This window comes from Bifidobacterium ramosum, assembly GCF_009299505.1.
In the GTDB taxonomy this organism is placed as follows: Bacteria; Actinomycetota; Actinomycetes; order Actinomycetales; family Bifidobacteriaceae; genus Bifidobacterium; species Bifidobacterium ramosum.
Genome location: NZ_WBSM01000011.1, coordinates 1 through 20,574 on the forward strand (window position 1 = coordinate 1; position 20,574 = coordinate 20,574).

The window sequence follows — 20,574 nt, forward strand, 5'->3', positions numbered from 1 at the left end:
CGCACTGCGCGTACGGCTGATGACCCGCGCGGCGCGGCTCGACATGACGCCTGATCTCGATCCGATCGCCGTGCTGCGCGAGTACCGCGACGTGTTCCGTGAGGCGTACGTGACGGTGAAGGGGCCGTCGGTGGGCGGCACGCGGTACGAGGCGGAACGCGAGATCGATTCGCGGATCGCGGCGGAGCTGATGATGCGCGGCGGCGCGCCGATCATCAAGAACCGGTATTCGGTGTGGCTGGACGAGGATGGCTGGAGCATCGACGTGTTCGGTGGGGCGAATGCGCCGCTGATCGTCGCGGAGGCGGAGCGCAGCGGTCCGGTGACGAATCTGAGCATTCCGAAGTTCTGCGTGACGGAGATCACCGATCAGGTGCGGTTCAGCAACGACGGGTTGGCCGGTCGCCCGTTCCGCGAATGGCAGGACGATTTCGAGCGCGAGCTTGCCGCCAACGGTCCGCAGTTCCAACAACTGTTCGGTAAGAACCGTATGATCTGACGGCCGTCGCACGCGACATGTTGCGGCATGTCACTAAAGGCTTCACCGCACGGATCCATCGAGATCGCCATAACTACAACGGACATACAGCCGATTACGTACCCCGAATCGGCTGTATGTCCGTTGTAGTTATGTCATACGACTGCTGACGTGACCGTACAACCGTACGTCAGTACAGCAACTGCAAGCCAGTACGACTGCCGCGGCAGGTCAGTACATCAGCGTGGCCAGACGACGACGCGCGCGCTTGAGTCGCTCGTCGGTCGGCTCCGGAATGGCGAAGTACTCGAGCAGACGCTTGCGGACCGGCTCGAGATCGGCCTTGTGCCCGGCGGCAAGATAGTCGAGCAGACGGTCGAACGCGTCGGCGATCTGCCCGCCGATCATGTCGATGTCGGCGACGGCGAGCTGCGCGTCCACGTCGTCCGGATGCGCGGCCGCGGCGGCGCGCACCTCGCGCACATCGGCGGTCGCGGAGCGGGCCAGCAGCAGCGCCTTGGAGCGTTCACGCGCGGCGATCGCGTCGTTCGGGTTGGATTCGAGCACCTTGGCATACGCGGCGGCGGCACCGGAGTAGTCGCCAGCCTGTGCGAGCTGGTGCGCTTCGGCGTGCTCGGGCGGGATCTGCGTGGCCGGGTCGGGCGTGCCTGCGCCGGCGTCGTTGGCGGACGGATCGCCGGAGTACGGCGCGGTGCCGGTCACGCCGGCCTGCTGTGCGGCCTGGATGAGCTTGGGGATGACCTGATCAGTGATCTGCTTGAGTTCGTCGTCGGACGGCAGGCCTTCGAGGATCGGCATCGGACGGCCGCCGATGAGCGCGAACAACGCCGGTGCGCCCTGCACCTGGAACGCCTGCGCGATGGACGGGCTGGACGCGATGTCGATGCGGCTGAGCTGGATCTGACCGTTGAGCTTGTTGACCGCGTCGCCGAGCGCGCGGGCCATGGGGAACAGACGATCGTCGGTGGGCACCCACAGCAGCAGCAGGATGGGGAACGTGGCCGAGGTCTGGACCATGGCCTGGAACGTGTTTTCGCTGGTATCGATCACGTAGCCACCGGCCGCGGGGGCGCCGCCGGCCTGCCCTGGCTCGGCCTTCACCTGATGCTTGAGCGCCTCCAGATCCACGGCTCCTGCCAACGAGACTCCGGGATGAAACTCCTGCTGTTCTGCCATCGTGCCTCCAAACTGTGCGCGCATACCGCCGCGGCGGCCTTTGTTACCGAAACACCACTATAGTTCCCGCCCGCCTGCCGCACGAGTTCGCGCACCGAGAAGCCTGACGCCCATCCCTCTAACGGGCATACTCGACGCGCGCGATACCGCCGAGTCCTACCGCGGAATGCCCCTGCTCCATCCCCTGCCCCTGCCCCTAACGGACATACAGCCGATTTTGAGGGTGAAATCGGCTGTATGTCCGTTAGGGAATGGAGCCATACCAACGATGGAACGCCGGGACACCGAAACACACTGAATCACTGGAACACGTTCCCTACGATCATCACCCCAACCTCAACGGACATACAGCCGATACCGAGCAAAATCGGCTGTATGTCCGGTGAGAGGGCAGAAAACCAGAAGGTAGCGTCGCACAACATCTCGCACAACGAGCGTCGCACGACGTTCCGTCACACGACACATCACGCAACGCCCGCCACCCGGCGCCCGTCACGCGATCATTTGACCGCTTCGACCTTGACGACCTGCCGATCCGCGCCCACCGCGGTGATCTGCTTGCCGGAATCCTTGGACGGCACGTAGATCGCGACGACGATGGTGTATGTGGCCTTGAGCGAGCTGGTGGCCTTGGTATCGCCGAACAGCACGCGCTCGTCGTCGGAGGCGGGCAGCGACTCGCGCCCCTCGCCGGCCTGACGCACCCACTCGTGGTTGATCTGCGCGACGACGAGGTCGCCGCCGTCGGTGGAACGCATCACGTGGATGGCCCCGTCCACCGGCGTGAAGGTCTGCTGCTGGGTGCCCTTGTTCGCCTCGATGCCGGTCTGCACCTGCTGGGTGGTTTCGGTGAGCTTCTGGCGCAGCTGGTCGTCGGCCACCTTCGACGCGTACTGGCTTTTCGCGCCGTTGGCGAGCACGTCGGCGTATTCCTTGACGGCCTCCTCGGGCGTGGCGACGAGCCCGTTGTCCTTCGCGTCGCCCATCTGCGAACCGATCTTGGGCACGGCGAAGCTGGGCATCTGCACGCCGGAGAAGAGGCGGACCATGGCCCACAGCTTGTAGTTCTCGCGCGCCGAGTTCTGGATCATGACGAGCAGTCGCTTGGACTGCTGGTCCTCGGTGGTCGTGGTGATCGAGAAGATGGAGCGCGGCCAACCGGAGTCGGTGGGGATGACGGTCTGCGCGATGTCGCCCGGGATGGTGGCGAGCGGATCGAGCGAGCCGGTCTGCGAGATGCGGATGCGGCTGGCATAGATGTCGTATGCCGGCCCGGTGACGCGGGCGTCGAGTCCGTCGGTTTTCTTGGCGTCGCCGGCGTTGTTGTACGCATCGAGGATGGCCTTGCGGATGGCCGCCTCCTGCGTTTCGGTGAGGTCCGGCGTGGCCGTGGCGGCGGTCGTCGACGCGTCGCTACCCGACGGCGTGGGGATGCGGCCTTCGCATGCGGTAAGCGGCAACGTCACGGCGAGCGTGAGCGTCGCCGCGGCGATGGTTTTGATGGTCTTCGTCATTGGTGCGCCTCCTCGCCGTCGTCGTCGCTGGTCTCCTGCGCGAGTCGCGCGAAGTACGCCTGCAGTTCGTCGGGGGTGATCACGGATGTGGCTTCGTCGTTGCCGGATGGCTGCTCGGCGGACGTATCGCCGGCGACGGCGGACGGCTGCGCATCGGCAGTGTGATCGTTGACATGATCGGTATGATCGTCGTGATCGGCGGCGTTGGCCGCGACCTGATCGGCGACGAGGTTGCGTGCCGACGGATCGATGATGGTCGGCTGCGACGGATCGGACAGCGACGGGAACGCCATCGACACGTCGTGCGAGCCGGTCGTGTCATCCGGCACGGCGGCGGACGGCACGTCAGAGGACGTCGTCGCGACGGATTCCGTCGCTGCGCCCGGCCGATGCGCGGCGTGACGGCTGCGCTTGCGTTTCGGCTTGCCGCTCGGCTTGAACGCCGATAGGCTGCCGCTCAGCGCCTCGGCGACGCTGACCTCCTCATGCACGACGCTTTCCACGATGCGCTTACGCCGTTTGTGCGGCGGCATCGCGAACAGCGACGCGGTCAGGATCGCCATGATGACGAGCAGCCCGCCCGCGAAGTAGAACGGCATCGCGAAGTCGGGCAGCACGTCGCGCACCCAGTGCAGCGTGACCGTCGCGTCGGACTTCGCGCCCAGATCGATGATCGCCATGGTCGAGGCGTTCTCGGTTTCGGTCGACAGTTTCGCACTGCCCTTGCCGCACTCGACCTTGCTCCACATATCGGAGTCACGGAACGCAACCGCGCCGGACTGGTCGTCAGACGAGTCGGACGACGCATCGGACGACGACTTCGACGTGAACGTTTCCGTCGACAGCGTACTCCAGTCATGCAGTCCGGTGACGCGTACGTACGACTCCCCCGCGACCCAGCCGTTCACGTCCTTGCCGGAGCCGAGCGCGACGCACACGTCGTCGCTCCCCGACGATTCGACGGTCAGTTCGACCTGCTGATCGACCAACGGCAGCACGCCGGGATCGGTGGCGATGTACTGCGTGCCCTCGATACGCGTCGACGCGGCGATGCTGCGGCTTGGCTTCCATACGGTTGCGTTCAGTATGCCCAGCACGATGCACGTGACGGCCAGCATGCCGAGGATCGGCGTGACCAGGCCGCGCATGATCCACACGCGGCGGGCGGCCGACTTGTCCGTCTCAGAGCCCTTCTCGCTGCGCGGATGGACGCGCCGGGATTTTCGTTCGTTCACAGTCATAGCCATCCCATTCTACAATCCGCCGCGCGACCGCCCCAAGCCCCCATGGCCATCATCACCGATTCCCCGCGCCAGCGTTGCCATCCGTAGGTTACCCACGTTGCCATCCGTAGGTTACCCACCCAACCGTCCGCATCACCGACCGTGCAGCCGTACAGCCGCCACCCGCCACGCGATCAAGGTTTGCCGCTACTGTAGACACCATGCGTAACAACATCTCCCAGCAGATCCTCGCCGGCGTGTGTGCGCTCGGCATGTGCCTGACGCTCACCGCCTGCGGCAACTCGTCGAACGCGTCGTCCGGCGACTCGAAGAACTCCAGCTCGTCGTCCACCGATTCCAAATCCAACTCGTCCGATAACTCGAGCAGCTCGTCCGGCAGCTCGCTCAAGCAGCTCAAGCAGCTCGCCGGCGTCACGGCGACCGGCGAACTCGGCAAGAAGCCGTCCGTCGCGCTGGCGTCCACGCCGATGACCGTCGAGAACAACGCGTACGCCATCCTGCAGGAAGGCAACGGCAAGGCCGTCGAAGCGGACGACCGCGTGTGCCTGCAGGCCGTGTACGTCAACGCCAAGAACGGCGAGGAAATCGGCAACACGTGGGACAAGAACACGCCGGACTGCTCACTGAACCTCGGCGACAGCAGCACCGGCGAGGAATACAAGGAACTGTTCACCGGCCGGAAGATCAACACAACGATCGGCTTCGGCGTGAACGATTCGAATTCGGCCGGCACGTCGTACATCATGGCGCTCACGATCGTGTCCACGTCAAAGGACTATACGAAGGCGACCGGCACGGAGGTCACGGACGTGCCGTCCGACCTGCCGAAGGTGACGCGCGCGAAGGACGGCAAGCCGTCGATCGACATGAACGGCTACAAGGGCGGCAAGAAGCTCGTCGCACAGACGCTGGTCAAGGGCGACGGCGCGAAGGTGACCGACAAGAATACGGTGCGCGTGAAGTACACCGGATGGCTGCTCGACGGCACGCAGTTCGATTCGTCGTGGGACAAGAACACGACGCTCGACGCGGACACGTACAGCGGCGGTCAGCATACGGTGATCGACGGCTGGCAGCAGGGCATGGTCGGCCAGACGGTCGGCTCGCAGGTGCTGCTGGTGATTCCGCCGGATCTGGGCTACGGCAGCACGGCCACCGGGTCGATCCCGGCGAATTCGACGCTGGTCTTCGTGGTCGACATTCTCGCCGCCTACTGATCGGGGCTTTGATCGATCACGCCACGCTCCTCAACCGGTCGGCGTCCGACCGATAACGAACTCCACCCACTAACGGACATACAGCCGATTTACCTATACGAATCGGCTGTATGTCCGTTTTTGGTTGTGCAGGCAGATAGTAGGGCGCACCCATACACGACCACTACGACGCCAGATCCCCATCTCCTCAACGGACAACCAGCCGATTTACACACCCGAATCGGCTAGTTGTCCGTTGTCATCTTCCGTGACGGGCGACGTCAGAACAGACGCAGGCTGTCGTCCTCGACGCCGCGCATGTCGTCGTAGTCAAGGATCAGGCAGGTGAAACCGCGGTCCTCCGCCAGCACACGCGCCTGCGGGGTGATGGTCTGCGCGGCGAAGATGCCACGCACCGGCGCCAGCAGCGGATCGCGGTTGAGCAGCTCGCAGTAGCGGGTCAGCTGCTCCACGCCGTCGATGCCGCCGTGCCGTTTGATCTCGATCGCCACGTGCACGCCGTCCGCGTCGGTGGCCATGATGTCGACCGGTCCGATCGCGGTCGGATACTCACGCCGCACGAGTTTCGCGCCTTCGCCGATGCGTGTGATCTGCTGCGCGAGATACCGCTGGAGATGATCCTCGACGCCGTCCTTGATGAGTCCCGGATCCTCGCCGAGATCGTACGATTCGTCCGAGTACACATGGTAGATCGAGACCTCGAGGATGTCGCTGGACTTGTCCGCCGCCACGCGCAGCAGTCTGATCGGCGTGAGTTCGGACGCGTCCTTGCCGGCAACCGGTTCGACGGCGTCGGCGGGACCGTCGGCGCCGGTGACGTCCGTATCAGTGACGTCCGCGTCGGCGTCACTGTCCGGCACGATCTCCTTGATCGTGCACGGTGCGGCCATCCAGTTGAGCGGCTTGTACGAGCCGAGTTCGGAGAAGATCAGCAGACTATTGTCGGCCTTGATCAGCAGCACGCGCTTGGCCGGCGGCAGCGAGGCCGTCAGACGACCGGAGTATTCGGCGGAGCAGTCAGCAACAATAATTCGCACGTCGCAACACTGTAGCATGATGCACGGGATGGCGAAATCGCACGATTTTCCATCCCGTGACCTCGGCATCGGTCACGCGATGGAAAAGAACCCTCCAGATGCCATCCCGTGACCTTCATCTCCGTCATTTTCCGGTCACGGGATGGAATATCGGTACTATGTTCCATCCCGTGAGCGTACGTCCCGCCACACGATGGAAAAAATGGTCCAAATGCCATCCCGTGACCTCACGGCACCCCAGCATGACGAATTTCGCGGTCATGCGATGGCATATACGCGTCATATTCCATCCCGTGACTACATCCTCGGTCACGCGATGGAAAAATACCCCCCGGCCGCCATCGCGTGGCCATAGCATCGGGTCACGCGATGGCTCTCATCGTTAAGATTCCATCGCGTGACCCACGACCGCGAAACACAAGGAGGCCTCCCCACGCAACAGCGTAAGGAGGCCTCCCGAAAGCACCGGCGTACCGAGCGAACGGCGAGCCGAGCGAAAACTACTCGGCGCCGGCGTCCGTACCAGCGGTACGGACCACGTCGCGGCCACGTTCGACCGCAACGGTGAGCTTGTTCGAGTCGAAGGAGATGAATCCGTCAGTGACCTCGAACACGTGGCGTTCGCCGGCCGGGTCGACCACGGTGAGCGAACCGCCCTTGATGACGGTCAGCACCGGCTCGTGGTCGGCCAGAATGCCCATCTCGCCTTCGGAGGCGGGGATGGTCACCGACTTCGCCTCGCCGTGCCACACCGGGTGGTCAGCGGCGACGATATTCACCTGCATCAAGGTCTTTGAGGATCCAGCCATCACTCACCAAGCTCCTTCTGCATGTCGTGCCACTTCTTCTCGAGGTCGTCGATGCCGCCGATGCCGGAGAACGCCTGCTCCGGAACGTCGTCATACACGCCATCGCAGATGCGCGTGAAGGCTTCGATGGTCTCGTCGGCCGGCACGTACGAACCCGGGCGACCGGTGAACTTCTCGGCCACGTAGAAGTTCTGGCCGAGGAACTGCTCGATGCGGCGGGCGCGGTTGACGGTGGTCTTGTCCTCTTCCGAGAGCTCGTCGATACCGATCAGGGCGATGATGTCCTGCAGTTCCTTGTTACGCTGCAGGATCGCCTTGACGCGGTTGGCGCACTCGTAGTGGGCCTGGCCGACGTAGCGCGGATCGAGGATTCGCGAGGTCGACGACAGCGGATCCACGGCCGGGTAGATGCCCTTCGAGGCGATGTCACGAGACAGCTCGGTGGTCGCGTCGAGGTGGGCGAAGGTCGTGGCCGGGGCCGGGTCGGTGTAATCATCGGCCGGCACGTAGATGGCCTGCAGCGAGGTGATCGAGTGGCCACGCGTCGAGGTGATGCGCTCCTGCAGAGCACCCATCTCGTCGGCCAGGTTCGGCTGGTAGCCCACGGCGGAAGGCATACGGCCCAGCAGCGTGGACACCTCGGAACCGGCCTGCGTGAAGCGGAAGATGTTGTCGATGAACAGCAGCACGTCCTGGTTCTGCACGTCGCGGAAGTACTCGGCCATCGTCAGTGCGGTCAGCGGGACGCGCAGACGGGTGCCCGGCTGCTCATCCATCTGGCCGAAGACCAGTGCGGTCTTCTCAAGCACGCCGGCCTCGCCCATCTCGCCGATCAGATCGTTGCCCTCACGAGTACGCTCACCGACGCCGGCGAACACGGACACACCGCCGTGGTTCTGCGCGACTCGCTGGATCATCTCCTGGATCAGCACGGTCTTGCCGACGCCGGCGCCACCGAACAGACCGATCTTGCCGCCCTGCACGTACGGAGTGAGCAGATCGATGACCTTGATGCCGGTCTCGAACATCTGGGTCTTGGACTCCAGCTGGTCGAATGCCGGCGGCTTGCGGTGGATGGGCCAACGTTCGGTGACCTTGATGGTCTCTTCGGGCTTCTTGTTGAGCACGTGGCCGGTCACGTCGAACACGTGGCCGAGGGTCACGTCGCCGACCGGCACGGAGATCGGGCCGCCGGTGTCGGTCACGACGGCGCCGCGGACCAGGCCGTCGGTCGGCTTGAGCGCGACGCAACGCACGGTGGAATCGCCGAGGTGCTGCTCAACCTCCATCGTGATCGTGTGCGCGGTCTCGCCTTCCTCGTGCTTGCCTTCCGAGTGGAGCTGCACGGTCAGTGCATTGTAGATGTCAGGCAGGTGGCCCACCGGGAATTCGACGTCGATAACCGAACCCTGGATACGCGTGACGCGACCATTGATCGGCTCTGCGGCCGTCTCGGCAGGTGCTGTGGTCTGAAGATTCTCAGCCATGTTCCTACTCTTCCTTGTTGTTCAGCGCGTCGGCGCTGCCGATGATTTCGGTAAGTTCCTGGGTGATCGATGCCTGACGCGAGGCGTTGAGCTTGCGGGTCAGGTCGTCGATCAGGTTACGGGCGTTTTCCGTGGCCGTATGCATGGCGTTCTGCCGGCTTGCGGTCTCGGATGCGGCCGCCTCCAGCAGGCACTCGTGGATACGCGACTGGATGTACTTCGGCAGCACCGCGTCGAGCACCTCTTCGAGGCTCGGCTCGAAGGAGTACAGCGGCGTGGCCTTGCTGGCATCGCTCGGCGCGTCCAGACCGGGATCGGCCTGCTCGCGCTCGGGTTCGATGACCTCGACCGGAAGCATCCGCAGCACGCGCACCTTCTGAACCACCATGTTGATGAACTCGGTGTAGACGATGTAGAGCTCGGAGACTCCACCTTCGGCGGCCGGCTTCATGTAGGCGTTCATCAGTGCCGTGGAGATCGCCTCGGCGACTTCGACGCCAGGCTTGTCGGTATCGCCCTCCCACGTATCGACGACGTCGCGGTTGCGGTACTTGTAGTACGTCACACCACGGCGACCGTATACGTACAGCTCCGGCTGCTTGCCGTCCGATTCGAGACGGTTGAGCAGATCCTCCGTCTCACGGATGATCGACGACGTGTACGCGCCGGCCATACCACGATCCGACGTGAGAGCAAGCACGGCAACCTTCGGGTTGTCCTCTTCCTTCTTCACGATCGGATGCGTGATATGCGAATGGGCCACCACAGCCTGTACGGCATCGAAAATCGCATCGGCATAGGGCTTCGCGTTCAGGGCAACGTCACGTGCCTTGGCAATATGCGAAGACGCGATCATCTCCTGGGCGTTGAAGATCTTCTCCAACGAACCCGTGGAGGCGATCCTGCTCTTCAATGCGAGTTGCGATCCCATGAATTACTTCTTTTCTCCGGCCATCGGGTGCTTGTTCGGGTCGTGCTCCGGCTTCTCGGCCTTCGACACGATCTTCTCCTGCTCGATCGGGGTCGGGTTCTTGGAGACCTTCTTCTTCTCGACCAGCGGCTTGCCGGCCTTGGTCACGTAGGTCTCGCGGAACTCGTCCACGGCCTTGTCGAGGGCCGCTTCGGTGTCGGGCGTGAAGTTCTCGGTGTCACGGATGGTGGTGAGGATGTCGGTGTTGTGGTCGAGCCAGTCGAGCAGCGCATGCTCGAACGGCAGCACGTCGCCCAGCGGCAGATCATCCATCTTGCCGTGGGTGCCGGCCCACACGGACACGACTTCCTGTTCCATCGAGTACGGCGAGAACTGCGGCTGCTTCAGGAGCTCGGTCAGGTGCGCACCGCGGTTCAGCTGGGCCTTGGACGCGGCGTCCAGATCGGACGCGAACATCGCGAAGGATTCCAGCGAACGGTACTGCGCCAGCGAGATCTTCAGCGTGCCGGAGACCTTCTTGAGGGCCTTGGTCTGCGCCGCGCCACCGACTCGGGACACGGAGATGCCGACGTCCACTGCAGGACGCTGGTTCGCGTTGAACAGGTCGGACTGCAGGAAGATCTGACCGTCGGTGATGGAGATCACGTTGGTCGGAATGTAGGCGGACACATCGTTCGCCTTGGTCTCGACGATCGGCAGGCCGGTCATCGAGCCGCCGCCGAGGTCATCGGAAACCTTCGCGCAGCGTTCGAGCAGACGGGAGTGCAGGTAGAACACATCGCCCGGGTAGGCCTCACGCCCCGGCGGACGACGCAGCAGCAGCGAGATCGAACGGTAGGCTTCGGCCTGCTTCGACAGATCATCGAAGACGATGAGGACGTGCTTGCCGTGGTACATCCAGTGCTGTCCGATGGCGGAACCGGTGTAGGGGGCAATGTACTTGAAACCAGCGGAATCGGAAGCCGGGGAGGCGACGATGGTGGTGTACTCCATCGCGCCGGCCTCTTCGAGGCTCTGACGCACCGAGGCGATGGTCGAACCCTTCTGGCCGATGGCGACGTAGATGCAGCGGACCTGCTTCTTCGGATCGCCGGATTCCCAGTTCTTCTTCTGGTTGATGATGGTGTCGATCGCGATGGCCGTCTTGCCGGTCTGACGATCGCCGATGATGAGCTGGCGCTGGCCGCGGCCGATCGGCGTCATCGCGTCGATGGCCTTGAGGCCGGTGGACATAGGCTCGTCGACCGGATGGCGGTGCATCACATCGGGGGCCTGGGCCTCGAGGATACGACGATCCTCGATGTCCGTGATCTCGCCCAGACCGTCGATCGGGTTGCCCAGCGGGTCCACGGTGCGGCCGAGGTAGCCGTCACCAACAGGCACGGAGAGCACTTCGCCGGTGCGACGGACCTCCTGGCCTTCCTCGATGCCTGCGAAGTCGCCGAGGATAACCACGCCGATCTCACGGGCGTCAAGGTTGAACGCCAGGCCGAGCGTGCCGTCCTCGAAGGTCAGCAGCTCATTGGCCATGCAACCAGGCAGTCCCGTCACGTGCGCAATGCCGTCGCCGGCCGTGGCCACGTAGCCCACTTCCTGAGTGGGCGTGTCCGACGGCTTGTACGACTCGACGAAGTCATCGAGCGCCTTGCGTATCGTGGTGGGATCAATGGTAAGTTCTGCCATGATCACTCCTTGTTGTTATTGGTAAATCTTGGGATCTCGCGCCGTGCACGCGTCCGGTTGGCTTGCCGGGCGGCGTCGTTGCGGACGCGGGATATATGCCGTCAGGCGCTGGCCTGAACGGTGCGGTTCAAATGCTGGAGCTGTGCGACCACCGTGTTGTCGGTGACCTCGTCGCCCACCTGGATGCGCATGCCGCCGATCACGGACGGGTCCACGACCGAGTTGATGTGCACCGGGCGGCCGACCTTCTTCGTGTAGATCGCGACCAGCTTCTTGATCTGTTCGATCTTGAGCGGGGTGGCGGTGGTCACGGTGACCATCGACTCGCCCATGTGGCGCGAGAACTTGTTGATCAGCCACTGCACGGTCTGCAGGTAGCGACGGTTGCGCAGGTTGCAGGTCGCGTGTTCCGCCAGGCGCTTGGTGACCTTGTTGAGGTCGCTGGAGCCGATCAGGCTGTTGAGCAGCTTGGTGCGGGCCTCGGACGGCGCGCTGTCGTCGGACAGCTCGGAACGCAGGACCGGCATGCCGAGCAGCGCCGAATGCAGTTCGGCCAGCTCGACGGACACCTGCAGCGTGGTGCCGGTGGCGTCCGCGTAGTACATCATGCCGTCCACGCCGAAGTCCTCCACGGCGTTGGCGATGTCGGACACGCGGCTCCAACGGCGACCGACCAGATCGGTCATGATCTCCATCGTCATCGGGTGCGCCTGACCACCGATCAGGGTGTTCAGTACGGCGACCTTGTCCGCCACCGGGCGCGACGGGTCGGTGAGCGCGCGTTCAAGCTGGACGTTGTGATCGAGCACGTTGGTGATCGAGAACAGCTCGTTCCCGATGCGCCACGCGTCCTCGCCTGCTTCGCGCAGCTTGGGTGCCAGCGAGTCACGAGAGACGCGATCGGCGATGCGCGATGCTTCTCCTCGCATTGGTCACCTCCCTTTCCTTGACGTTTGCGTTGTAGTCTTGACAGTCACTACAGTCACTGCCGGACGATCACTTCTTGTCGGAGTCCATCTCGTCGAGCATGTTGTCGATCATGCTCGACTGCACGTCCGCGTCCTCGAGCTTGGAGCCGAGGATCTTGCCCGCGAGGGCTGCGGCGAGCGTGCCGACTTCGCCCTTGAGGCTGACCATCGCCTGACGGTGCTGCGACTCGATGGAGCGCTGCGCGTTGGCGGTGATCTGCGCCGCGTCGGATTCGGCGCGGGAGCGGGCGTCGGCGATGATGTGCGAGGCTTCGGCGCGGGCGTCGTCGCGGATCTTGGAGGCTTCCACGCGGGCGTTGCTCAGCTGGGCCTCGTACTTGGCCTTCGCCTCGTCAGCGTCCTTCTTGGCCTGTTCGGCCTTGGCGATGTTGCCTTCGATCTTTGCCGCACGCTCGTCGAAGATCGCATTGAACTTCGGCAGGAAGAACTTGTAGAAGAACAGCGCAACGATGACAAGGATGATCAGGGACCACACAATGTCATAGGTCTCGGGGATGAACAGATCGATTCCGCCTTCTGCCAGTGTCATCATGAAGCCCTCCTTTCATTGTTGGACATGGATCGTTGTTTCGTGCGTTCGCCTGGGTCTTACTTGATGATCAGGGCGGCGACGAAGCCGATCAGGGCCAGCACCTCGACCAGAGCCAGGCCGATGAACATGATGGTCTGGATCTTGCCGGACATCTCGGGCTGGCGGGCGGTGGATTCCATGGCCTTACCGAAGAGGATGCCCAGACCGATGCCAGGGCCCAGAGTACCGATGCCGTAGCCGATGACGGACAGGTTGCCGGCGACCTCAGCGAGGGTGATGATATCCATTTCTGTTTCCTTTCTAACGTACGAGGTGACGTTATAAATCTTGGGGTTCGCGACGTGCGTGCGGCGGGCGTTGCGATCGCCACGGTACGCGCGGAATTCCGCGGAGGATCACTCCTCCGGGAAGCTCAGGTTGATGTACACGGTCGACAGGATCGCGAACACGTACGCCTGGAGGAACGCGACGAACGCCTCGAAGCAGGTCATCGCGAAGCCGCCGGCGAACCACAGCGCGCCCACCGGGACGCCCTGCAGCTTGTTGACCGCGTCGACCATCCAGTACTGCGCGAACGCGAGGCAGGTGGCGACCATGAGGTGGCCGGAGACCATGTTCGCGAAGAGTCGGATCGTCAGCGAGGCCGGACGAATGACGAGCAGCTCGAGGATGTTGATCGGCGCGAGCAGAATGTAGACCGGCCACGGCACGCCCGGCGTGAACAGCTCGTGGCGCAGGTAGTGGCCGAGGCCCTGCGAACGGGCGGCGGCGATCCAGTACTGGATCATCGTCCACAATGCGAACACGAGCGGCATGACGACGGTCGCCGTGGCGGCCATGTTCATGCCCGGGATGATGCCGCACAGGTTGAACACGAAGATCGTGAAGAACAGCGTGGTGATCATCGGCACGTAGCGCTTGCCACGCGTCTCACCCATGATGTCGTAGACGATCTTGTCGCGCACGAAGTCGAGACCCAGCTCGACGACGCCCTGCCAGCGGCCGGGGATCAGCTTGGCGCGGCTGGCGGTGATGCCGAGCACGAGCAGCAATACGATCGTGGCGACGATACGGATAAGAATGATGCGATTGATCGCGAACGGAGTGCCTTGGAACAGGATCTCCGGAGGAAGGAAGTCATCGACCGACGGAAGATGCGCGCCAGTCTCGGCTGCCAACAGCATACCGGTGCCGAATGAACCGACCATAATCACGCCTCCTGCTTCTTGTTTCCGGTGTCAGTTTAGCCCAAGGGGTAGGGCGAATGTGACATGCCGGTTACTTCCGTCTCCCCGGTTCAGGGTCCGCGCGGCGTGGCTTGGAGTCGACGTCGTGCATTCGACTCCGAATGGCTGAGAAGTGATTATTAGCCCGTGTTCGGACAAATCGCGGGAGCGGCGGAACGTCGCCGTTTCGTCGGCGTTTCGCAGGATTTGCGCGGTTAGACGATCCGTCAACAAGTGTTGCGTTATCGCTCACACTCACATCCGCACTGTAAGGTTTCCGACGTTCGCATCGTGACCATCCACGCGTTCGCAGTGCAACCATCGCCCCGTCCACGTTGTGGACATCTCATGGCGCGCACCAAGCCAAATACCTCTCGCCCTCCCCTCAACGGACATACAGCCGATTTTGACCCCGCAATCGGCTGGATGTCCGTTGGGAGGATGAAGCCTTAGGCGTCAAGGAACGTCCCTGGGCGCCTACGCTCACCACCCCGACGGACATACAGCCGATTGGGCGGCGAAAACGGCCGGATGTCCGTTGACGGATGAAGTCCCAAGTCCCAAGGAACGTGCCAGACGCCATACGTCTCACCGTTACGGACAACCAGCCGTTTTCGTCGCCCAATCGGCTGTATGTCCGCTGACAGGAAGCAGCCGCTCTCCCAAACCGCCTTCAAATCCGCACGGCCCCTCCCCTTAACGGACAACCAGCCGTTTTCACCCCTGCAATCGGCTGTATGTCCGCTGGGGGCACGCGGCGATCAGCCTTCGATCACGCCGTAGCCGTCGTGCGCGAACGGCGCGAAGCCGTCCTTGCGCGGACTGCCCGGCTCATGCCGGATCGAACGGTCCGTGCCCAGTCGCTTCTCCCTGCGCAGCTGCGGCACCTCGGTCAGGTCGTACGGCGTCGTCTGGTATACCCAGTTCAGCCAGTTGCGCCACAGCAGGTTGCCGTGCGCACGCCAGCTGAAGAGCGGCTCCAGCTTCGGATCGTCGTGCGGAAAATAGTTCTTCGGGAACGGCACGTTCGTCAGCCCCTTGGCCATGTCGCGCTCGTACTCCTCGGCGAGCGTGTACTTGCCGTATTCCCAATGGCCGAGCGCGAACACCTCCGAGAAGTCGCGCGTCGCGATCAGCCCCGGACCGGACTGCGGCCCCCACGTGAGCACCTGCAGGTCATGGTTCGCGGCCACGTCATCCTCGTTCACGCCGGCCAGACGCGAATGCGGCTGCAACGCGATCTCGTCGAATCCGTTCGTCAGGAAGCAGTACTCGTCCTGCAGATACTGCGGAAACACACCGAAGATCTTCTGCGGATAGTCGATCTTGCGTACCCCGTAGCGGTAGTTCAGCGCACCCATCGCACCCCAGCACAGATACATGGTCGAAAACACGTGCGTCGACGCCCAGTCGAGGATCGACTTGAACTCACCCCAGTAGTCGACCTGATCGAACGGCATGTGCTCGACCGGCGCGCCGGTGACGACGAACCCGTCGTAGTAATTGTCCTTGAACGCGTCGAGCGTCTCGTAGAACTTGACCAGGTGATCGGCGGAGACGTGCGTGGCCTCGTGCGTGGAGGTCTTCATGAAGTCGATCTCGACCTGCAGCGGCGATTTCGAGATGAGCCGCAGCAACTGCGTCTCGGTTTCGATCTTCTTCGGCATGAGATTCAGGATCACCAGTTTGAGCGGACGCACGCGCTGGCGCTCCGCTTCGGGCTTCTCGAGCGCGAAGATGCGTTCCGAATCGAGGATGGCACGGGCCGGCAGGCCGCTGGGGATCTTGATAGGCATGGTATCTATTATGGCAACATGCCGCAGACGGGACGCCGCGCGGGGTATCGGGATCGGTTATGGCGGGTTATCGGTGCCCTGCAAACGCGGCCGACACCGACGCGACACGCCGATTTGACATATCGACTCATACCGGTATCTTAGATAGAGCTGTCGCAAGACAAGCCGACGCGGGGTGGAGCAGCTCGGTAGCTCGCTGGGCTCATAACCCAGAGGTCCATGGTTCAAATCCATGCCCCGCTACGATTCAGAAAAGCCCGGAAATTCGTTGGAATTTCCGGGCTTTTGCGTTGTCGGCGACGCCGTCGTCATCCGTCGAACGCCGCACGGCCCGCCCATCCGAACCATCTGCGAACCATGTTCCTCTGGGTTATGAGTTCCGCCCATCACTCACAATCAACCTCCCTCCTCGTCCCTCCCCTTCAACGGACATCCAGCCGATTTCGCCCATGCAATCGGCTGGATGTCCGTTGAAGGGGAGGGACGGCGCGCATAGACGGCGTGTATAGGAAGCAGAACAGGTCATAGGAGACGAAACAGGTCATCGAAGACGTACGGCAGCAGGACAAACAAACAGATCAGCCAAAACAAATCGATCAACCAAACCATAACTCGTCATATATCGGATGCCGTATCAACCATCGAACAATCCATACGGCATCCATAACACATCAACCAACGGTTACACATACGTTACGGGTGCCCATCAAACGGCGAAAACATGCGCATTTGTGCCGCACGGGCCATACAATGTGGACTGTGGCAGTACAGTACATCGATACGGCCATTGATATCAGAGAATGAGATTGAATATGACAGAAGTAACCAGCAATCCCACGGCCGAAACCACGACGGGCAGCGCCGCGGCCACGGCGAAGGCCGACAAGCCCGCCCGCAAGACCACGCGTCGTGCGGCGACCGGCACCGCGCGCAAGACCACGCGCCGGTCCACCTCCAAAACCTCCGCAGCCAAGGCCGCACCGGCCAAATCCAGCATCCCCGGCCTCGTCGGCGAGACGCCGGCGCAGACCATCCCCGTCACCGAACCGGGCCAGTTCGGACGCATCAACGTCATGGACATCACCCCGAACGAGGAACGCGGCATCTTCCCGGCGCGCGTCGAGCTCGGCGAAGCATTCAAGGTCACCGCGCAGGTGTTCATCGAAGGTCGCACCAAGGTCGGCGCGACCGCCGTCGTGCGCAACCACCGCGGCAAGGAGATGTCCCGCACCGCGATGACCTGCACCAACCCCGGCCTCGACCGCTGGGAGGCCGAACTGACCTGCGGCGAACGCTCCGACGTCAAGCCGTGGGATCCGGAATTCGCCGCGATCAAGCGTCAGCTGGGCGAATGGACCGTCACCATCGAAGGCTGGGAGGACACGTACGCCTCGTGGCTGCGTGACGCCCGCATCAAGGTCAAGGTGCACGACGACGTGGAGAACGCGCTCGATTCCGGCGCGGAACTGCTCGCCCGCTGGGCCGTCACCAAGGACGCGCGACTCGACGCCGAGCAGCGCAAGCTCCTCAAGGAGGCCGCCAAGACCGCCGCCGACCGCACGCTGCCCGCCGAAGAGCGACTCGCCGCCGCCGACAACGCCCAGATCGAGGCGCTGCACGAGTCCAACCCGCTGCGCGACGGCATCTCGCCGAGCGCACCGCAGCGCTTCAAGGTCGAGCGTCCGGCCTCCAGCTTCACCGCATGGTACCAGTTCTTCCCGCGCTCCGAGGGCGCGTACGTCGACGAGACGACCGGCAAGATCGTGCAGGGCACGCTTCGCACGTCGGTGTCCGGCCTCGAACGTGCGAAGGCCGAAGGCTTCGACGTCGTGTACCTGCCGCCGATCTTCCCGATCGGCGTGACCAACCGCAAGGGCCGCAACAACTCGCTCGTCGCCGGTCCGGACGATCCGGGTTCGCCGTTCGGCATCGGCTCGTCGCTCGGCGGCCACGACACCGTCGACCCGCTGCTCGGTACCATGGACGATTTCAAGGCCCTGTGCGCCAAAGCCCATGAGCTCGGCCTCGAGATCGCGCTCGACTTCGCGCTGCAGTGCTCGCCCGATCACCCGTGGGTCAAGGAGCACCCGAACTGGTTCCGTACCAAGCCGGACGGCACGATCGCGTTCGCGGAGAACCCACCGAAGAAGTATCAGGACATCTACCCGATCGACTTCAACGCCGACATGGAAGGCATCGAGAAGGAAGTCGAGCGGATCATGGAGCTGTGGATCGCGGCCGGCGTCACGATCTTCCGCGTCGACAACCCGCACACCAAGCCGGTGCGCTTCTGGCAGGACGTGATCGCGGCCGTCACCAAGCGCCACCCCGAGGTGCTGTTCCTCGCCGAGGCATTCACCCGCCCGGGCATGATGCGCGCGCTCAGCTACGTCGGCTTCACGCAGTCGCACTGCTACTTCCCGTGGCGCAACACCAAGGAGGAGCTCAGCGAGTACCTGCTCGAGACCAACGGCGACGACGGCTACTACCAGCACAACACGTTCTGGCCGACCACGCCGGACATCCTCACCGCCTACGTGCGCGACAACGGCATCGCCGGCCACGCGGTGCGCGCGGTGCTCGCCGCGATGGGCTCGCCGAGCTGGGGCATCTACAACGGCTTCGAACTCATCGAGAACAAGCAGCGCCCGGGCTTCGAGGAGCAGATCGACAACGAGAAGTACGAAGTCAAGGTGCGCGACTGGGATTCGGCATCCAAGTACGGCATCGCCGAGCTGCTGACCTCGCTCAACCGCATCCGCCGCGAGCATGCCGCCGCGTTCAGCTACCACAACCTGACCCTGCTGCGCACGCACGACGAGAACATCCTCGCGTTCGCGCGCCACACGCCGGCCGAGCTGACCGGCACCGGCAAGGCGGAGACGCTGATCGTCGTGGTGAACCTCGACGGCCACAACGCGCATCAGGACGAGGTGCACTTCGAGATGACCGACTTCGACGTCGATCCGGCGAAGGGTGCGCATCTGCGCGACGAACTGACCGGCCGCGAATTCGAGTGGCACTGGGACAACTTCGTCTCGCTGGCCCCGTGGGCCGACGTCGCGCACGTCTTCACCGTCGTGCGGTAGTTCGGAGTCAGACGGTGTGCGTGAACGAAGTCCCGTCGCGCACACCGGTGACGCACGTACGTCGCGTACGCCACCAGTCATACCGGCCATGCAGGCCGTAGAAGGCCGTAAGTCAGCAGTATCTCATTCGTACCATTGACTTACGGCCTTCGTCATCCCTCCAGACGACCGTATCTCAACAACATCACGACGATCCCATTGAGTTACGGCCGTTTTCCATACTCGCAACGACCGTAACTCAACAGTATCGTGACGTTGTTGTTGAGTTACGGTCGTTCTTCATACGCGAGTCGGCCGTAACTCAACAACATCACGACGGTCCTATTGAGTTACGGCCGTTTTCCATACCCAAAACGACCGTAACTCAATGACGACGTTGCGTTGATGTTGAGATACGGTCTCGGCCAAGCCGATCGACGGCGACGCAATACACGGAACGCGGTATTGTGGTGCATGTCAATATAACTGTCGATTCTCAAGGAGAACAACATGGCAGAAACCTTCAACGTCGTGGTCGAGATCCCGCGCGGCTCCAAGAACAAGTACGAAGTGGATCAGGAGACCGGTCGCGTCTTCCTCGACCGTGAGCTGTTCACCGCGATGGGCTATCCGGATGACTACGGTTACATCGAGGGCACGCTGGGCGAGGACGGCGATCCGCTGGACGCGCTCGTGATGGTGACCAACTCTGTGTTCCCGGGCTGCGTCATCGAGTGCCGCGCCGTCGGTCTGTACCACATGGAGGACGAAGAGGGCGGCGACGACAAGGTGCTGTGCGTGCCGGCCGATGTCCGTTACGACGGTGTCAAGGACGTCAAGGACGTGAACGAGTACCACCTCGCCGAGATCAAGCACTTCTTCGAGCAGTACAAGGCTCTCGAGCCGGGCAAGGAAGTCAAGCCGGGCGACTACTGGACCGGTGCGGACGTGGCCGAAAAGGAAATCAAGGAGGCGCGCGAGCGTCTCGCCGCTTCGCAGAAGTGAGCCTGTAGCGTCACGCGTGGCTCCCCTCTGAGGGAGCTGTCGAGACTGGCGGACTGAGGGGAGTCGGGGTGGTTGCCCCTGCTCCCCTCAGTCTGTTTTGCCGACAGCTCCTCCTTCGAGGGGAGCTTTTTTCGCAGCTGTCCCTTCGTGCAGTCATGCATGTGCACGCCGAGGCCGTTCCCGCACAGCATCTCCCTACTGGCGGAAATGTCTCGGTAACGCATGTCTCGGCGAGCGTTTTCCGCCAGTCCAGTACGCGCGCCAGTCCAGTACGCGCGTGGCAGAAATGTCTCGCTAAGAGATCCGCCAGCGAGCGTTTTCCGCCACGCGGCATTCGGGCGGAGTCTCTTGCACATATCGG

General features: G+C 63.1%; 17 protein-coding genes and 1 tRNA gene. 5 read left to right on the top strand and 13 right to left on the bottom strand.

The features are described 5' to 3' along the window. The coding region (locus DSM100688_RS09445) for a CYTH domain-containing protein (protein ID WP_152358851.1) at positions 1 to 499 on the top strand (499 nt) is incomplete at its 5' end. Between the two features lie 210 nt (positions 500 to 709). Here DSM100688_RS09445 and DSM100688_RS09450 read toward each other — a convergent pair. The 3 genes from DSM100688_RS09450 to DSM100688_RS09460 form a co-directional block, all read right to left on the bottom strand. Further along, a complete protein-coding gene (locus DSM100688_RS09450) occupies positions 710 to 1,675 on the bottom strand; it encodes a tetratricopeptide repeat protein (protein ID WP_152358852.1) in 966 nt (321 codons plus the stop codon). 500 nt (positions 1,676 to 2,175) lie between these two features. Further along, positions 2,176 to 3,189, bottom strand: coding sequence for a DUF8094 domain-containing protein (locus DSM100688_RS09455; protein WP_152358853.1), 1,014 nt, complete (start codon positions 3,187 to 3,189; stop codon positions 2,176 to 2,178). Continuing rightward, entirely contained in the window at positions 3,186 to 4,430 is a 1,245-nt protein-coding gene (locus tag DSM100688_RS09460) for an RAD23 family protein (protein WP_239519368.1), read from the bottom strand. Before DSM100688_RS09460 ends, DSM100688_RS09455 begins: the two co-directional genes overlap by 4 nt. Before the next feature lie 203 nt (positions 4,431 to 4,633). Here DSM100688_RS09460 and DSM100688_RS09465 point away from each other — a divergent pair, with 203 nt between their 5' ends. Continuing rightward, positions 4,634 to 5,650 (top strand): FKBP-type peptidyl-prolyl cis-trans isomerase, encoded by a 1,017-nt coding sequence (locus DSM100688_RS09465; RefSeq protein WP_163146870.1) that lies wholly within the window; start codon positions 4,634 to 4,636, stop codon positions 5,648 to 5,650. A 260-nt stretch (positions 5,651 to 5,910) separates the two neighbouring features. Here DSM100688_RS09465 and nucS read toward each other — a convergent pair whose 3' ends face one another. From nucS to DSM100688_RS09515, 10 genes are all read right to left on the bottom strand, one after another. Continuing rightward, positions 5,911 to 6,687 carry an endonuclease NucS gene (nucS, locus tag DSM100688_RS09470; protein WP_152358854.1) on the bottom strand — a complete coding sequence of 259 codons (777 nt, stop codon included), beginning with the start codon at positions 6,685 to 6,687 and terminating at the stop codon, positions 5,911 to 5,913. A gap of 500 nt (positions 6,688 to 7,187) precedes the next feature. Beyond that, positions 7,188 to 7,496: a F0F1 ATP synthase subunit epsilon gene (locus tag DSM100688_RS09475; protein WP_163146869.1), complete on the bottom strand. Its 309-nt coding sequence runs from the start codon at positions 7,494 to 7,496 to the stop codon at positions 7,188 to 7,190. Next, complete coding sequence (gene atpD / locus DSM100688_RS09480) at positions 7,496 to 8,983, bottom strand: F0F1 ATP synthase subunit beta (protein WP_152358856.1); 1,488 nt, start codon at positions 8,981 to 8,983, stop codon at positions 7,496 to 7,498. The genes DSM100688_RS09475 and atpD overlap by 1 nt, the downstream gene beginning before the upstream one ends. A 4-nt stretch (positions 8,984 to 8,987) precedes the next feature. Beyond that, entirely contained in the window at positions 8,988 to 9,914 is a 927-nt protein-coding gene (locus DSM100688_RS09485; protein ID WP_152358857.1) for a F0F1 ATP synthase subunit gamma, read from the bottom strand. A 3-nt stretch (positions 9,915 to 9,917) separates the two neighbouring features. Beyond that, complete coding sequence (gene atpA, locus DSM100688_RS09490; RefSeq protein WP_152358858.1) at positions 9,918 to 11,597, bottom strand: F0F1 ATP synthase subunit alpha; 1,680 nt, start codon at positions 11,595 to 11,597, stop codon at positions 9,918 to 9,920. 101 nt (positions 11,598 to 11,698) lie between these two features. Then, positions 11,699 to 12,526 carry a F0F1 ATP synthase subunit delta gene (locus DSM100688_RS09495; protein WP_152358859.1) on the bottom strand — a complete coding sequence of 276 codons (828 nt, stop codon included), beginning with the start codon at positions 12,524 to 12,526 and terminating at the stop codon, positions 11,699 to 11,701. Positions 12,527 to 12,593: 67 nt separating this feature from the next. Next, the gene (locus DSM100688_RS09500; protein WP_163146883.1) at positions 12,594 to 13,115 is read right to left on the bottom strand and encodes a F0F1 ATP synthase subunit B; all 522 of its coding nucleotides are present in this window, start codon (positions 13,113 to 13,115) and stop codon (positions 12,594 to 12,596) included. Positions 13,116 to 13,174: 59 nt separating this feature from the next. Further along, on the bottom strand, positions 13,175 to 13,405 hold the full coding sequence (atpE, locus tag DSM100688_RS09505; RefSeq protein WP_033493409.1) for an ATP synthase F0 subunit C: 231 nt from the start codon (positions 13,403 to 13,405) through the stop codon (positions 13,175 to 13,177). A 108-nt stretch (positions 13,406 to 13,513) separates the two neighbouring features. After that, positions 13,514 to 14,326 (bottom strand): F0F1 ATP synthase subunit A, encoded by an 813-nt coding sequence (atpB, locus tag DSM100688_RS09510; RefSeq protein WP_152358861.1) that lies wholly within the window; start codon positions 14,324 to 14,326, stop codon positions 13,514 to 13,516. Positions 14,327 to 15,105: 779 nt separating this feature from the next. Beyond that, positions 15,106 to 16,140, bottom strand: coding sequence for a homoserine O-succinyltransferase (locus tag DSM100688_RS09515; RefSeq protein WP_152358862.1), 1,035 nt, complete (start codon positions 16,138 to 16,140; stop codon positions 15,106 to 15,108). A 169-nt stretch (positions 16,141 to 16,309) separates the two neighbouring features. Here DSM100688_RS09515 and DSM100688_RS09520 point away from each other — a divergent pair. The 3 genes from DSM100688_RS09520 (at position 16,310) to DSM100688_RS09530 (ending at position 20,213) form a co-directional block, all read left to right on the top strand. Next, positions 16,310 to 16,383: transfer RNA gene (locus DSM100688_RS09520), tRNA-Met, on the top strand. Between the two features lie 569 nt (positions 16,384 to 16,952). Beyond that, positions 16,953 to 19,229, top strand: a complete 2,277-nt coding sequence (locus tag DSM100688_RS09525; RefSeq protein WP_152358863.1) for an alpha-1,4-glucan--maltose-1-phosphate maltosyltransferase — start codon at positions 16,953 to 16,955, stop codon at positions 19,227 to 19,229. Positions 19,230 to 19,718: 489 nt separating this feature from the next. Then, positions 19,719 to 20,213, top strand: coding sequence for an inorganic diphosphatase (locus DSM100688_RS09530; RefSeq protein ID WP_100493365.1), 495 nt, complete (start codon positions 19,719 to 19,721; stop codon positions 20,211 to 20,213). The last annotated feature ends 361 nt before the right edge of the window (positions 20,214 to 20,574 follow it).